The following is a 14,096-nucleotide window of genomic DNA, read 5'->3' as shown; positions in this document are numbered from 1 at the left end:
AGCATGGCACATCAAATGAATAAAACGATCTATTGGTCATTGTTGACACATGAGGATTGGAATTTATATATTGCAGCTACATCGGAAGGATTATGTTATGTGGGCTCGCCCAATCATCCTGTAGAGGAATTGTTTTCATGGGCAGGAAGTCGATTTCCCGGTAGCCCTTTAGTTGAAGAGGATGCTGCTTTACAGCCCTATGCCAAGGAGCTGATTGAATATTTCCAAGGGGAGCGCACCCAATTTACATTGCCCTTTGACTTTCATGGGACTGCATTCCAGCTGGCGGTTTGGAATGCGTTGTGTGATATTCCGTATGGGGAAACACTATCCTATTCAGATATTGCCAACGCTATTCAAAAACCAGCCTCTGTTCGTGCGGTGGGGGCCGCCATCGGTGCTAATCCGATTTTGGTTACGGTCCCTTGTCATCGGGTCATTGGTAAAAATGGAGCTATGACCGGATATCGCGGTGGTTTGGACATGAAGGTTAAGCTTTTGCAGCTCGAAAAGGAAAGAGTGGCATTGGTTCAGTATGAAAAATGAGTATTACAAATCCCCAAAGACACTTCTGAATAAAGGGACCGGCTTCTTGTCAGGGTATACACACTCGTTGAACCCATATACAGGTTGTACCTTTGGTTGCTCATATTGCTATGTACGCCAATTACCAGTCTCCACATTTCGGAAGGAAGCGTGGGGGACATGGGTGGATGTTAAAAATCAGGCGGCAGATATTCTTCGCAAGGAACTTCGTAGAGCCAAATCCAAAGGTAAAGTCACGATTTTCATGTCGTCAAGCACAGATCCTTATCAGCCTGCTGAGTACAAGGAAGAGGTGACCCGGTCTCTGCTGGAGGTGATGGTGGATGAGCCACCAGATTTTCTCTTTTTACAGACGCGCAGTCCACTGGTACGGCGGGATACCGATTTACTGCTCCGATTGGGGGATCGTGTTCGTGTAAGTATGACTGTAGAAACAGATCGAGAAGATATACGCAAACATTTTACCCCGGAAGCTCCTCCCATCCAGGCTCGTCTCCAAACGCTGCATCTCTTAAAGGAGGCAGGTGTACCGACGCAAGCTACGATTGCTCCGATGCTTCCAAGCAGTGAACATTTTGCAGACAAGCTTTTGCCTCTGGTCAACCGTGTCTGTATTGATGATTATTTTATGGGAGATGGCAGTGGGGGGAGACGAACGCGTAGCTTAAAAATAGGTGCGCTGTACGAGTCATTGGGGCTGGAAGAATGGTATCATCCTGCTGCCTATAAGACGGTTTATGAACGTTTTCTCCATGTTTTCCCGAAAGAACAGCTCTACGTGAGCAAAGAAGGATTCGAACCTTGATGCAACAGCAGTCTATGCCATTGAATCAAGAGTGAAACATATAAGGGGGCAACGGGAGAACGAATGCAAACTGTAATGACCAAAAACTTTGACTATGGGGAAAAGGAAATCAATTATCTAAAAAACGTAGACAACGTACTTGGTGCAGCGATGACGCAAATGGGCAAGGTAGAGCGGGTGATCATTCCCGACCTGTTTGCTGCGCTCGTTCATGCGATTGTGGGACAGCTTATATCGGCCAAGGCGGTTCAAACCATATGGGCAAGGATGCAGGAGAAGTTAGGCGTGATCACTCCACAAAATATAGTCGTTCAAACGGCTTTAGATATTCAAAGCTGTGGTATCACCATGAAAAAAGCCAAGTGTATCCTTAATATAGCCCAGACGATCGAGCAGGGCCTGTTGGATTTACAGGAATTATATGAGCTTTCCGATGCACAGGTGATCCAGAAATTGTCCTCGCTGCAAGGGATAGGACCTTGGACGGCTGAAATGATGCTGATTAATTGCATGGAGCGTCCAGATGTCGTCAGTTGGGGCGATATGGCTATTCGACGGGGAATGATGAAGCTGTACCATCTAGATACATTGACCAAGCAGCAATTTGAGGAGTACCGCCGAGTCTATTCGCCTTATGGTTCGGTGGCCTCTATTTATTTGTGGAGTATTTCATTTCGTTAAAAATCAGGGAGTGGAAACGATGGAGAAAACAATTAGGGAACAGATACTGTCATATGTGGATGTGGATTTTCAGAAATTTACGGCTGCATTGCTTCCGACGATTAATAATGTGCTGGGGGTACGTCTGCCGGTGCTGCGTAAGCTAGCTCAAGATATTGCCAAAGGAGATTGGCGACTCTACCTGGAGACCGCTGAAAGTGAACACTTCGAAGAAGTCATGCTGCAAGGCATGGTGATTGGTTCTGTAAAAACGGATATAGAGGAAGTTTTGAGTTATACCGCCAAGTTTGTTCCTAAAATTGATAATTGGTCTGTATGTGACAGTTTCTGTGCCGGATTGAAGATCACGAAGCAACATAAAGAACGAGTGTGGGAGTTTATTCAACCCTACCTGCTCTCCAAGAAAGAATATGAAATTCGGTTTGGTGTGGTTATGCTTCTGAATTTTTATATTGAGGAACAGTATATGAACCGGGTGCTTACTTTGCTGGATCAGACCCATCGTGAGGATTATTATGTACAAATGGCGGTAGCATGGGCGATATCGATATGTTATATCAAGCTGCCTGAGGCAACGATGGCGTATTTAAGTCATAATACATTGGATGATTTTACTTTCAATAAAGCTCTGCAGAAAATTACAGAATCATACCGGGTGGATCAGGCAACGAAAACGACCATTCGTAGTATGAAGCGAAAAAGAAAATAGGATGGGGCTCAGCAGCCAGGTACGCACTTTGCCTTTTTTGGAATTTAATAATAAAATGGAAGTAACTTTCGAAAAGGAGATGACGTGAATTGGCAGAGCAAGTGCGTCTTGGTAAAACAGATTTATATGTAAAACCAATCGGTTTGGGTGCAAATAAGGTGGGAGGACATAATCTCTTTTCCGATTTGAACAATGAAACGGGCAAAGAAGTCGTTCGCACAGCTTTGGACAATGGCATCAACTTTCTGGATACGGCTTTTATTTATGGACCTGAGCACTCGGAACGATTAATTGGTGAGGTATTGAAAGAGCGTGGTCAGCGTGATAAAGCTGTTATTGCCACGAAGGGTGCACACAAATTTGTGAACGGAGAGATTGTTTTTGACAACTCGCCTGCTTTTTTACGAGAATCCGTCGAATCTAGTCTGAAAAGATTGCAGACCGATTATATCGATCTGTTCTATATCCATTTCCCCGATGAAGCTACGCCGAAGGCAGAAGCAGTCGGAGAACTGAAGAAGCTTAAGGACGAAGGCAAAATCAAGGCTATTGGCGTATCTAACTTTTCCATTGAACAACTTAAGGATGCGAATAGCGACGGTTATGTAGATGTGCTCCAATCCCAATATAATTTGTTTCAACGGGAAGCTGAGAAGGATCTGCTGCCTTATACCAAGGAAAATGGCATTTCGTTTGTGCCTTATTTCCCGCTAGCTTCGGGATTGCTGGGTGGTAAGTATACGAAAGACATGACCTTCTCGGACATCAGAGCGAATAATCCACTGTTTCAGGGAGAAGCATTTGCTCGTAATTTGGCCAAAGTGGAGCAGGTACGGGAGATTGCCAATGCGTTGGATGCAGAGGTTGCTCATGTTGTGCTCGCATGGTATTTGACCCGCGATTCGATTGATGCCCTCATTCCAGGGGCAAAGGGGCCGGAGCAGGTGCTGGCGAATCTGAAGACGCTAAATGTCAAATTGAGTCAGGCTGATACCGAAAAGATTGACCATATTTTCAAATAATGAGTGCACTTTATATTTGTTCCATCTAGAGGAGCTGCCGGACGGGCGGCTTCTTTTTCGTGTACAACTCGCATATCCTTGTAGGGTAAGTTCAACGCTGCGGGGGGATCGGATGATGAGAAGACCGCAATGGCACAGCGCACCCAACAGAAGGCGACGCGGCAGACGTAGGTTTTTTTTTATTGTGGCACTGGCGCTGCTGGTAGGAATCATACAGGTGGCTGCTTATGTGGAGCAGCATTTGAAGCCGCCTATGATGCATCTGGCAAAAGTGCGGGTCAAACAAATGGCGACGGAGGCTATTAATTCAGCAATTACAGCACAGGTAGAGCAGGGGAAGACAGCTGATAATTTGATCGAATGGAGAACGGATGCACAAGGAAGAACCTCCGGCTTTGTTCTGAATTATGCAGAGCATATGAAAATTACGTCAGACACGCTCAAAGCAGTTAAGGCAACGATGGACAGCATGAGCCATTTTGATGAGAGCGTTCCGATTGGTCAGGCATTGGGCAGTCCATTGTTGGCAGCTTATGGCCCCAAGATTCCTCTAAAGGTGGAGCCGCATGGAGCGATCAAGGTGGATTTAAATACGCGGCAACAGGATGCGGGCATAAACATGATCTTGGTTGAAGTGTATATTCGGATTACGACGGAAGTGTCTGTGGTTATACCGTTTGAGATGCAACCTCAGATTGTGGAGACGGAAATCCCCGTTTCTTATTTGCTGGTGGTGGGCAACGTTCCGATGTACTACTATGACAATCAGGGAAAACCAGTAGGTAAAAATGGTGCAGCCGCTCCGCAGTTGGCGTTGCCTCCCCATTCCATAGAGAGTAGCGGCGCTATAGATTCCAGCATAGTAAATGTTCCAGAGGTACAGGAAGACCCAAACTCCTCTAGTCAGCCCCCAACGCCATAGAGCAGAGTGGAGTGGCGTGAGTTGCTCTGGAAAAATAAAAGGGACCCTATGAGGAGGTCCCTTTTGTCTTTCCTGTTTTGAGCGCTTTGCGTTCGGACTGCTCCCACTGTCTTAATAACGGATACGGGTCAAAGGACCAATCTGCCCAGCCATTGTCCCGATATATACCATAGTGCAGATGCGGTGGAAACTTGCCTTGGGTACCGGGTTTTCCATAGCCCGAGCTTCCGACCCAGCCAACCGTCTGGCCAGGTGTAACGACGTCTCCGTTGTGGACGGTTTTGTCAAAGCCGGAAAGGTGCGCATAGTAGTGATAGCGGTTGTTGAGATCTCGGATTCCGATGCGCCATCCTCCAAAGGGATTCCAGCCCTTCATTTCAACTACACCGTAGCACGTACTGCGAACTGGAACTCCGTAGCCAGCAAACAGGTCAGTTCCTTCATGTATACGGTAGCCCCCCCAGCTGCGACGGCTTCCCCATGTGCTGCGGTAGCTATAAATGCTGCCTAAAGGAAGGGGGAAAGCTTGGCTAATCAGATCCAGCTTGCCATACGTCCGATACAGCTTGGCAAACTGCTGAACTCTTTGAACTGCGCGGCTGTTATGGTAATATTCCCAAACAGCAATACCAAATTCATCCTCGTTGTTTCCATACTTTCCGAGATAAGATGCGATGCTGAACAGCAGATCCTTGTCATTATTACGGTCAGCAATTCCATCACCCGAACCGTCTTGTCCCAGCCCGGAAAATAGTTCTATGGAACGTGGATTTTGATCCTCCGAATCAGGGTTCATCAAACCGGACCAGATCGGTCCCGTAACGAAAATACCTATGGTCCGTTCTGCATGCTTGCGATCTTTGGGATGGGCCACCGTAAGTGTACGTTCATACTGGTCGATGGCGGCCAGCCTGTACCAAGGGACTCCTGTCAGGGCTTCGATGGAACGATATAAAGCAAGCCTGGAAATATACATTGAAGACTGTGCATGTTCAGCATCTACATTAACTGTCAGGCTGCTTCCGGCGGACGAGGATTGTAAGTGATTGGCAAAGGCATGGGCAGGAAGCGGACAGGCCGTTGTCAGTGTAGCAGCGCATATCAGCAGCGATAACAGACGAACAGCGCGGGCTGTCCGCGTAGGGTAAGGCACGTGAACCGACCTCCTATAGAAGGGCTTAACCGCCCAGTAAATTCTAGACCCTATTCAATAGCGTGAATAGGGCGCTTTTGTTTAGATTGAGCCATATCCGCCGCTTTTATCCATATAAAAAGTTTACTTTTTTCGGCATCAATGTCATATCAAAAAGGGAACAATGAATGGAGGTTTTTCCATGGCTTTCATGTTATAATGTATGACAATGACAGCTTAAGCTTATCAGAAAGAAGGTCTATGCCATTGTCTAGAAAAGAGAAGGAAGCTAAGCCCGACTGGATTCGTATTAAACTTACGACAGGCGATAACTATCAAGAAATCAAGAGCATGATGCGTTCCAAGACATTACATACCGTATGTGAGGAGGCACGATGCCCTAATATATATGAATGCTGGGCCAATAGGACAGCTACATTTATGATTTTGGGTGATATTTGTACGCGTGCGTGTCGTTTTTGCGCAGTAAATACGGGATTGCCTACGGAACTTGACTTGCAGGAGCCTGATCGCGTCGCGGAAGCGGCTGGGAACATGAATTTGAAGCACTGTGTCGTAACCAGTGTGGCTCGCGACGATTTAAAAGATGGGGGCGCTACTATATTTGCAGAAACGGTTCGTGCGATTCGCGGCCGGTTACCTTTGTGCAGTGTAGAAGTATTGATTCCCGATTTTATGGGCGATATTGAATCGCTGCGAATCGTCATGGATGCCAAACCAGATATTCTGAATCATAATATTGAAACGGTGGAGCGCATGTCCGACAAGGTTCGGGCTAAAGCGAAATACCGTCGCTCTCTGGAGCTGCTTCAACGTGCGAAGCAATTAAATCCGGCTATTCCAACGAAATCAAGCATCATGCTAGGTGTCGGAGAAGAGTGGGACGAGATCTTACAAGCCATGGATGATCTGCGTAAAGTCGATTGTGACATTCTGACAATTGGTCAATATTTGCAGCCGTCCGAGAAACATTTATATGTGCAAAAATATTATCCACCGGAAGATTTTGCGAAGTTAAAGGAAGAGGGATTACAGCGGGGATTCAGCCACGTTGAATCTGGACCGTTGGTCCGCAGCTCCTACCAAGCGCATGAGCAGGTGAAGTCAGCCGCTCAGCATAAGGAAGAAAGCGCCCTTTCGCAGGCTTGATCCGGGAAAGGCGGTCAGAATAGCTTGTTTCAAATCGGTGGTAAAAACTATGAATTGTTGCAGGATCACAAGAACGGATGGAATCCCGAAGCGTTTCGTGATCGGTATAGTGAAGTGCTGGATCGCTATGATTACATTATTGGTGATTGGGGTTACAATCAGCTGCGTCTGAAGGGCTTTTATCGAGACGGCCATCCCAAAGCAAATAAGGATACATCTATAGGGGTACTGGACGATTACATTAATGAATACTGCAATTTTGGCTGTGCCTATTTTGTGCTGCAAAAAAGCCGTGAAGTGGTTAATAAAAACGGCGTCAATGATGAAATCGTTGCTCCAGATATTCAGCAGTTGGTAGATGCTCAAAGGGAACAAGCGGGAACGTTAGAAACCGAAGAGCAGCAAGAAGTATTGCAACATACAGCTGGAGAACAGGAGTGGCCGCAACCACAACAGGATTCCACAGCTACGGAGGAATCGCGAGTGGAGCAGCCACGAGAATTCCGAGAACCACGCGAGTTGCAACGTCGGGAACCGAAGGATGCCCAGGAAGTACGTGAGCGACAGCCGCGTGAAGCTCGTGAAAGTCGTTCATCCAGAGAAGGACGTGAAGGAAATCGGCAACGTGAGCCACGTGAAGCACGTGATTCGCGCCAGCCAAGAGAACCACGTGAAGCAAAGGATGGACGCAATCCGGGTGAAGGGCAGCAAACCCGCGAACCGCGTAGACAGCGCAATCAGCAAGGGAATTTCGATAAAAAGGAATCGCGTGGACCACGCTATGAGCGTCAACCAAAGGAAAACCGGGAGGGACGGCAAGTTCGTGTCTCACGTGAACCTGAGGGCCAGCGTCAGACCCATCCAGCTGCTAAAGCCGAAAAAACTGAGGGTAGTAAAAAGAATAAAACATTTACTGCTCCACAACAAAACGGTTCCTGAATTTTCAGGAACCGTTTTGTTTGTAAAAAAAGAGCCAGAGTCGGCTCTTTTACAGGTTCTAATTAAGAAAGGCGTTGCGTACTCGATCCCAAAATGGGAAAGGACGGTAACGAGCGAAGCTGATCTTCTGACTTGCGACCTGACATCGAACAGAGATTAAGTCATCCACAGGAAAGTTCAGGTGATCTACTGTCAATAAAAGACGCTGATCTTTCCGTGAAAAAATATCACAATGATGATGTTTGGGCAGTAGCAATGGCGATCCCAGTGTCCGATATACGCGGTTATTAATGGAAGCGATCTCAGTCAATTGCAATGCTTCAATGGTGGGGTGAACCATAGCTCCGCCAAGTGCTTTATTATAGGCGGTCGTCCCTGAGGGGGTAGAAACACATATACCGTCACCGCGAAACATTTCAAAGGTGATATCGTTAATATCTACTTGGGCAACGACAGTGCCATCCACCCCTTTTAACGTAAACTCATTCAAGGCAATAAAAGAAGCATTGCCTGACTTCTTGTGAATTTCCAACTCAATCAGTGGATACTTAACGATTCTCGGGTTAAGCGATCCCTCAGATCCGCTTTGGCTCATCAGGTGGATTAGCTCCTCCAGCTCGTCCGCACGCCAATCGGCGTAAAAGCCTAGATGACCGGTATGTACACCAACAAAGGCAATATCCGGAATGCGGTCGATGAAGGTATGAAACGCATGAAGCATTGTACCATCGCCTCCAATAGACACGACGATTTCCGGCGATTCGGCATCCAGCTTGAAATTCTTTTCTTGGGCAAGACGGTGAAATTGCTGACTCAAGTCCATGGAGTGCTGATCCCCGCGATCCAGAACATAATATCTCAAGATGAAAAGCTCCTTTGTCATGGGTATATATCGATCATAATCAATTATGAGCAAGAACACAATCGTTCATTGCCTGTGTGTTCTTCTCAAACGTACGTATAAGCGACGTGTACCCACACTCAACCATGAGAGACTAAGCATTCCAGCCAGTATAAAGCCAAGAAAAAGCAGACTTTGCAACAGCATGGCGGACGAGAAGCCAGGGGACCATACGATGTCGTATATTGGAAAAAAGACTGGAGAGCTTCCCTGTCCCATCAGAGGCTGCCATAACACGAGAGCGAGCAGTGCCGAGATGAAGCCGTGCGCAGCCCGGGCCAACAAAAATGGCATATAACGAAGATCCGTCATATTTAAAATACTTGCAACCTGCGCATGAACCGATAGCCCGCCCCAGGAGAGCACAAAAGCGGCTGCGGCTACCTTGAATGGTATCGCTGCCGTGGCTTTACCTGCGGCCTGCGCTCCTAAAGTGACTTCGAAAATACCACCCACGATGGACTCCGTTAACGTAGAAGGAAGACCACATGCAGTCAAGAGGTTTGCCGTAAGCAGATGAAGCCCTCTCATTAAACCGGAGTTCGTCAAAGCTTCTAAAATGACGCAGAAGAATACAACTAGCCCTCCTACGACAATAATAAGGCGTAGGGAGGAAGTAATCGCCTGACGGAGTAACTCACCCAATGGACGACCATCTTCCAAACGAGCTGTATGCATGGCGTATAATGCTTGGCGTAGGGGTCCAGGCTGTCTATTGCGACCTGCAGCTATTGTATTTGTGGACTTCGACCAGGCTTTTGGAATAGGTTGAGGGCGGTCGCTGCGAGTATCTGTTTCCCCTGAACGGGAACCGTGGAAGCGCATAAGTAGCCCGATGATGAGCACACCACCATAATGAGCCGCGCCCAGTACGAGTGCAATTTCTGGTTGATGGAAGAAGCCAACGGAAACCGCACCGATCAAGAATATCGGATCAGAGGAAGTCGTAAATGCGACCAAACGCTCTCCTTCAATGCGTGTGATCCATTTTTGCTCCCACAGCTTGGCTGTTAGTTTAGCTCCAATCGGGTAACCGGATGCACAGCTGACCGCAGCGACAAAACCTCCACAGCCAGGTACACGGAATAGAGGCTGCATCAGCGGATCCAACAGCGCACCTATGAAATGAACAATTCCGAAACCGAGGAGAAGCTCGGAAATAACGAAAAATGGGAATAAAGACGGAAACAGCACGTCCCACCAGATGGCAAGCCCCCGAAGCCCAGCATTCAGAGAAGATTGCGGGTATACAGCCATAAGTATAAATAGGAATAGCAGTGAAAGGATGAGCAGAGGAAGCGAGTAACGACGGTATAGCGACATAGAGGCCCCTCCTTTGGAGTTGTACTATTATACCTATGTCGGGGATGGACAAAGAGTACAAAAAAAACAAAGAAAACGGTTACATTTGTTGCTGTATTTTTGTAAATAGTATGTTAAAATAGGAAAACAACGATCCATAACCTTAAGGATGGAGTGATCAGGATGAGTATCGTTGCCGGTCTGTTCGTATGTGCTTTTGTGTATGTTATTCGTGCCTCTCTCGTCCATTCCGGTGAAGAGGATTGGCGGAGTTATTAATTGTATTTATAGAATGACGAAGCTATGTGCAACGAAGCACATCCTCTTCATATGTTAAATTGATAAAATGACGCTTATTTTTAGCGTCATTTTTTGTTTTTTGTTATAATACGGGTGTATATTTATTACCATAGCACAGAAAGTTGGAGGAAAAGTGAACCCTAGCCTGAGCATTTATGACAACCTTGGGGGCGCGGAAGGTATTCGTGCTATTATTGAGGCCTTCTACCCGAGAGTTTATAAAGATCCGTTGTTAAGTCCCCTGTTTCCTAAAGACATGGAACCGGTTAAGGAAAAGCAGTTTATGTTCCTGAGCCAGTTTTTTGGAGGACCGTCCCTTTTTTCTGATGCATATGGTCATCCGATGTTACGTGCGAGACATATGAAGTTTCCCGTAACGGAGGAGCGAGCAGAGGCATGGTTGTCTTGTATGGCAGGTGCGTTAACGGATACGGGCATTGAGGAGCCGCTTCGTTCCATCATACTTAACCGTTTGTCTGGTCCTGCGCATCATTTTGTAAATACCCCGTAAGCTTGCGGGGATTGCCGAATTTTGGAGAGGGTTGTAAAAACATTGGAACTTGAACCGTTATATCAGATTAAAATCACCTGCACACATTGTGAAGAAGAATTTCAGACATCTCGTGTCAGACCAAGCCTAAAGAAGGCCATTCGTACAGATTCAGATTTTTGTGCTTATTATAAGAATGAAAATCCGGATTTTTATGTCGTAAGGGTCTGTCCTCATTGTGGGTTTACCTCGACAGAGCACTCTACCGTTCAGTTAAGCGATCAGCAAACCAAGATTTTTAGAGATAAAATCGGTAATCGCTGGCAGTCTCGCGAATATGGCGGGCATCGTAGCTGGGAAGAGGCATTAGAAACGTATAAACTGGGTTTACTCTGTGCCCAGGTCATCGGAGAAAAGGAACGCGTAGTAGCCAGTCTATTACAGCATATCGCATGGATGTACAGATACCAGGGAAATGAGGAGCAGGAGCTTCGCTTTCTCAAATTTAGTCTGGATTCTTACGTTCGGGTTTATGAGCTGGAGGGTGTCGGGGCGAATAATGCCAAACTGCTGTATCTGATTGGTGAATTGCATCGACGTACAGGGAACTTTAACGAAGCGGTACGCTGGTTTTCGCGTGTCATTAATGACAAAAAGATTATGGATGCAGCCATGATCCGGGCTTCCCGCGAACAGTGGTCTGTACTGCGAGAACAAATGATGGCTAAAAATTTCCAACTGCCGGAGGAAATGCAAGACGCAAGCTCCTCCTGAAGAAATAAAGGTGTGCACTATGGCCGATTTAGGCTCATGGTTCACACCTTGTTTGTAAAACGGGTTATATTCTCTTACAACTCATGAATTAATGATGACGCAATGTGGTATCTGACAGCAAATAATCGTCATCACAATCCACTAAAGTAACCTTGTTATGGCAACATGGAAACACAAGCAGCTTTTTCATACCTTCGTGTATGAGCTTAAGCTCTTTAGGCTTCAGGGGCAGCAATACATTATCCTGGTCGCAAAACGGACAAGACTGTACATAAACGTCTCCCATGACGATGTCATAAGGCCAGGTTTTATGAAAAGGGATCATGATTTGTCCGATTCTCCGCCGTTCGGGTCAGCGGTTTCTTCTTTAGCCAGTTCGGCCAGCTTTTGCATCAAAATGTGCTGGGGTGTATGCATAAGGTGTTCCAGCGGAATACCGAGCTTTTCGGATAATTTCACAGCCGTTTCCGGCGAAATTTGTAAGGGTCTCATTCTGTTTTCCTCCCAATTGTAGTGATTTACTATCACGATGTAGCTTTATTGTATATGAAACCACATGAATTCGCCAAAAAAGAAAGGTGGAACTATTATGAAAACACCGTTAAAGCAAACATGGGATCTGGAATCTATTTTTAGCGGAGGGTCTTCCTCTGCCTCATTCCATGCATTTTTGGAAGAATTGGAAAGCAAGGTCCAACAGCTGCAGTCCCAGCTTAAAGCAGCTAAAGTACCACAAACGGTATTGGATACCGAGCGTCTAGATAGTGTATTGAGTAGCATCCAGGAGCTGTTTAATGGCGCGTCGCAGGCGGGTTCCTTTGTCTCTTGTCTAACTGCTCAAAACCAGCACGACAAGCTGGCTGTTCAACTGGGGGCGCGTGTCAACACGCTGTATGCCCAAGGGAAAAGTGCTTTAGTATCTTTCCAGAACTTGCTGGCACAAACCAGTGAAGACATTTGGCAGAAATGGATGGAGCGCGAAGCTATCCAGCCGATTTCTTTTGTCCTGAACGAATATCGGAACGAAGCACGTGAAAAAATGGCTCCTGAGCTGGAAAGCCTTGCATTGGATCTGGCAGTGGATGGCTACCATGGATGGGGCGACTTCTATGATACCATTGTCAAAAATATGACGATCCCTGTACCAGAAAATGGCGAGATCGTAAACCTGTCTGTAGGTCAGGCAGCTAATAAGCTGGATGAAGCAGATCGCAGCGTACGTAAAGATGTGTTTGCACGTTGGGAAGAGGCATGGACTCAGGTAGAGGACTATTGCGCGGATACATTGAATCATTTGGCAGGCTTCCGTCTGAAGCTATATGAAAAACGAGGCTGGACAGATGTGCTTAAGGAACCGCTGGAAATCAGCCGTATGTCCGCACAAACGCTGGATACGATGTGGCAGGTTATTAATGAAACGAAGCCTATTGTAGTTAAATACTTGGAGCGAAAAGCAAAGCTGCTGGGCTTAGAGAAGCTGTCCTGGCATGACGTTGAAGCTCCGCTGGGAACATCAACCACTAAAATCCCTTACGACGATGCTGCTGTAACGATTGTTGAGCAATTTGGTAAGTTTAGCTCGAGAATGGCTGACTTTGCCCAAATGGCTTTTGAGAAAAGTTGGATTGAAGCAGAGGATCGTCCTGGCAAACGTCCGGGTGGTTTCTGTACATCTCTGCGTCTAAGCAAAGAGACCCGTATTTTTATGACCTATGCCGGATCACCATCCAACGTTTCGACACTGGCCCATGAGCTCGGACACGGTTATCACCAGCATGTGATGAATGAATTGCACCCATTGAATCAAAATTATGCCATGAACGTAGCTGAGACGGCGTCGACGCTGGCAGAACTTATTGTATCAGATGCTTTGCTGGAAGCTGCCGAGGGTCAGGAGAAGGTAGCTTTGCTGGAGGATAAAATTCAGCGTGGTGTAGCCTTCTTTATGAACATTCATGCCCGTTTCCTATTTGAAACCCGTTTTTACGAGTTGCGGAAAAAAGGAGTCGTAGGAGCACAACAATTAAGCGAGTTGATGGAACAAGCGCAGCGTGAAGCGTTTAGTGGTATCCTGGATGAGGCTCATCCTCATTTTTGGGCATCCAAGCTGCATTTCTATATTACGGACACTCCTTTCTACAACTTCCCGTACACATTCGGGTATATGTTCAGTGCAGGAATTTACGCTTTTGCGAAGGAAAACCCTGACGGCTTCGCCGACCAATATGATGCCTTGCTGCGTGATACAGGTCGCATGACAGTCGAAGAATTGGCTTCCAAGCACTTAGGTACCGATTTAACACAGGCTGACTTCTGGCGTAATGCTGCGCAAGTTACTGTTCAGGATATTGAGCAATTTTTACAAATGACAAAATAACGGATTTACACTTTTGAAAGGTCTCC

At 46.6% G+C, this 14,096-nt stretch carries 16 protein-coding genes; 11 read left to right on the top strand and 5 right to left on the bottom strand.

All coding sequences use genetic code 11. The features are described 5' to 3' along the window. Nucleotides 1-3 precede the first annotated feature (3 nt). From MKY35_RS21305 to yunB, 6 genes are all read left to right on the top strand, one after another. Entirely contained in the window at nucleotides 4-546 is a 543-nt protein-coding gene (locus tag MKY35_RS21305; protein WP_322252325.1) for a methylated-DNA--[protein]-cysteine S-methyltransferase, read from the top strand. Further along, nucleotides 536-1,351, top strand: a complete 816-nt coding sequence (locus tag MKY35_RS21300) for a radical SAM protein (RefSeq protein ID WP_342444772.1) — start codon at nucleotides 536-538, stop codon at nucleotides 1,349-1,351. The genes MKY35_RS21305 and MKY35_RS21300 overlap by 11 nt, the downstream gene beginning before the upstream one ends. A 63-nt stretch (nucleotides 1,352-1,414) precedes the next feature. Continuing rightward, complete coding sequence (locus MKY35_RS21295) at nucleotides 1,415-2,032, top strand: DNA-3-methyladenine glycosylase 2 family protein (protein ID WP_342444771.1); 618 nt, start codon at nucleotides 1,415-1,417, stop codon at nucleotides 2,030-2,032. 19 nt (nucleotides 2,033-2,051) lie between these two features. Next, nucleotides 2,052-2,741, top strand: coding sequence for a DNA alkylation repair protein (locus MKY35_RS21290; RefSeq protein WP_322252322.1), 690 nt, complete (start codon nucleotides 2,052-2,054; stop codon nucleotides 2,739-2,741). 89 nt (nucleotides 2,742-2,830) lie between these two features. Continuing rightward, nucleotides 2,831-3,763 carry an aldo/keto reductase gene (locus tag MKY35_RS21285; RefSeq protein WP_342444770.1) on the top strand — a complete coding sequence of 311 codons (933 nt, stop codon included), beginning with the start codon at nucleotides 2,831-2,833 and terminating at the stop codon, nucleotides 3,761-3,763. A 112-nt stretch (nucleotides 3,764-3,875) separates the two neighbouring features. Next, nucleotides 3,876-4,685: a sporulation protein YunB gene (yunB, locus tag MKY35_RS21280; protein WP_342444769.1), complete on the top strand. Its 810-nt coding sequence runs from the start codon at nucleotides 3,876-3,878 to the stop codon at nucleotides 4,683-4,685. Between the two features lie 46 nt (nucleotides 4,686-4,731). On the opposite strand, the gene MKY35_RS21275 is transcribed toward yunB, so the two are convergent. After that, on the bottom strand, nucleotides 4,732-5,838 hold the full coding sequence (locus tag MKY35_RS21275) for a M23 family metallopeptidase (protein ID WP_342444768.1): 1,107 nt from the start codon (nucleotides 5,836-5,838) through the stop codon (nucleotides 4,732-4,734). A 246-nt stretch (nucleotides 5,839-6,084) separates the two neighbouring features. Here MKY35_RS21275 and lipA point away from each other — a divergent pair, with 246 nt between their 5' ends. Both lipA and MKY35_RS21265 read left to right on the top strand, forming a co-directional pair. Then, nucleotides 6,085-6,987 carry a lipoyl synthase gene (gene lipA / locus MKY35_RS21270; RefSeq protein ID WP_029518195.1) on the top strand — a complete coding sequence of 301 codons (903 nt, stop codon included), beginning with the start codon at nucleotides 6,085-6,087 and terminating at the stop codon, nucleotides 6,985-6,987. Nucleotides 6,988-7,011: 24 nt separating this feature from the next. Further along, the gene (locus MKY35_RS21265) at nucleotides 7,012-7,926 is read left to right on the top strand and encodes a YutD-like domain-containing protein (protein ID WP_341071230.1); all 915 of its coding nucleotides are present in this window, start codon (nucleotides 7,012-7,014) and stop codon (nucleotides 7,924-7,926) included. A 58-nt stretch (nucleotides 7,927-7,984) separates the two neighbouring features. Here the strand turns inward: MKY35_RS21265 and MKY35_RS21260 are convergent, their stop codons facing one another. Then, nucleotides 7,985-8,788, bottom strand: a complete 804-nt coding sequence (locus tag MKY35_RS21260; protein ID WP_342444767.1) for an NAD kinase — start codon at nucleotides 8,786-8,788, stop codon at nucleotides 7,985-7,987. A gap of 66 nt (nucleotides 8,789-8,854) precedes the next feature. Beyond that, nucleotides 8,855-10,150 (bottom strand): sporulation integral membrane protein YlbJ, encoded by a 1,296-nt coding sequence (gene ylbJ, locus MKY35_RS21255; RefSeq protein WP_342444766.1) that lies wholly within the window; start codon nucleotides 10,148-10,150, stop codon nucleotides 8,855-8,857. 412 nt (nucleotides 10,151-10,562) lie between these two features. On the opposite strand from ylbJ, the gene MKY35_RS21250 reads away from it, so the two are divergent. Then, nucleotides 10,563-10,940 carry a globin gene (locus tag MKY35_RS21250; RefSeq protein ID WP_029518198.1) on the top strand — a complete coding sequence of 126 codons (378 nt, stop codon included), beginning with the start codon at nucleotides 10,563-10,565 and terminating at the stop codon, nucleotides 10,938-10,940. A 21-nt stretch (nucleotides 10,941-10,961) separates the two neighbouring features. After that, nucleotides 10,962-11,693: a DUF2225 domain-containing protein gene (locus tag MKY35_RS21245; protein WP_049817024.1), complete on the top strand. Its 732-nt coding sequence runs from the start codon at nucleotides 10,962-10,964 to the stop codon at nucleotides 11,691-11,693. Nucleotides 11,694-11,781: 88 nt separating this feature from the next. On the opposite strand, the gene MKY35_RS21240 is transcribed toward MKY35_RS21245, so the two are convergent. Then, nucleotides 11,782-12,018 (bottom strand): hypothetical protein, encoded by a 237-nt coding sequence (locus MKY35_RS21240; protein WP_029518200.1) that lies wholly within the window; start codon nucleotides 12,016-12,018, stop codon nucleotides 11,782-11,784. Beyond that, nucleotides 12,015-12,185, bottom strand: coding sequence for a YycC family protein (locus tag MKY35_RS21235; protein ID WP_014277894.1), 171 nt, complete (start codon nucleotides 12,183-12,185; stop codon nucleotides 12,015-12,017). The genes MKY35_RS21240 and MKY35_RS21235 overlap by 4 nt, the downstream gene beginning before the upstream one ends. Nucleotides 12,186-12,282: 97 nt before the next feature. Between MKY35_RS21235 and MKY35_RS21230 the strand changes: the two genes are divergently transcribed. Continuing rightward, nucleotides 12,283-14,070 (top strand): M3 family oligoendopeptidase, encoded by a 1,788-nt coding sequence (locus MKY35_RS21230; protein WP_039272717.1) that lies wholly within the window; start codon nucleotides 12,283-12,285, stop codon nucleotides 14,068-14,070. Nucleotides 14,071-14,096 lie beyond the last annotated feature (26 nt).

This window comes from Paenibacillus sp. FSL L8-0638 (genome assembly GCF_038593075.1).
GTDB classification, from domain to species: domain Bacteria; phylum Bacillota; class Bacilli; order Paenibacillales; family Paenibacillaceae; genus Paenibacillus; species Paenibacillus polymyxa_D.
Note: the sequence above shows the minus strand (reverse complement) of the source record. Positions and strands in the feature narration are given on the sequence as shown.

Excerpts from the sequence above, each read along its gene's own strand:
- ylbJ (WP_342444766.1), bottom strand. The coding sequence starts at position 10,150 with ATGTCGCTATACCGTCGTTACTCGCTTCCTCTGCTCATCCTTTCACTG.
- MKY35_RS21235 (WP_014277894.1), bottom strand. The coding sequence starts at position 12,185 with ATGAGACCCTTACAAATTTCGCCGGAAACGGCTGTGAAATTATCCGAA.
- MKY35_RS21300 (WP_342444772.1), top strand. The coding sequence starts at position 536 with ATGAAAAATGAGTATTACAAATCCCCAAAGACACTTCTGAATAAAGGG.
- MKY35_RS21240 (WP_029518200.1), bottom strand. The coding sequence starts at position 12,018 with ATGATCCCTTTTCATAAAACCTGGCCTTATGACATCGTCATGGGAGAC.
- MKY35_RS21295 (WP_342444771.1), top strand. The coding sequence starts at position 1,415 with ATGCAAACTGTAATGACCAAAAACTTTGACTATGGGGAAAAGGAAATC.
- MKY35_RS21230 (WP_039272717.1), top strand. The coding sequence starts at position 12,283 with ATGAAAACACCGTTAAAGCAAACATGGGATCTGGAATCTATTTTTAGC.
- MKY35_RS21290 (WP_322252322.1), top strand. The coding sequence starts at position 2,052 with ATGGAGAAAACAATTAGGGAACAGATACTGTCATATGTGGATGTGGAT.
- yunB (WP_342444769.1), top strand. The coding sequence starts at position 3,876 with ATGATGAGAAGACCGCAATGGCACAGCGCACCCAACAGAAGGCGACGC.
- MKY35_RS21305 (WP_322252325.1), top strand. The coding sequence starts at position 4 with ATGGCACATCAAATGAATAAAACGATCTATTGGTCATTGTTGACACAT.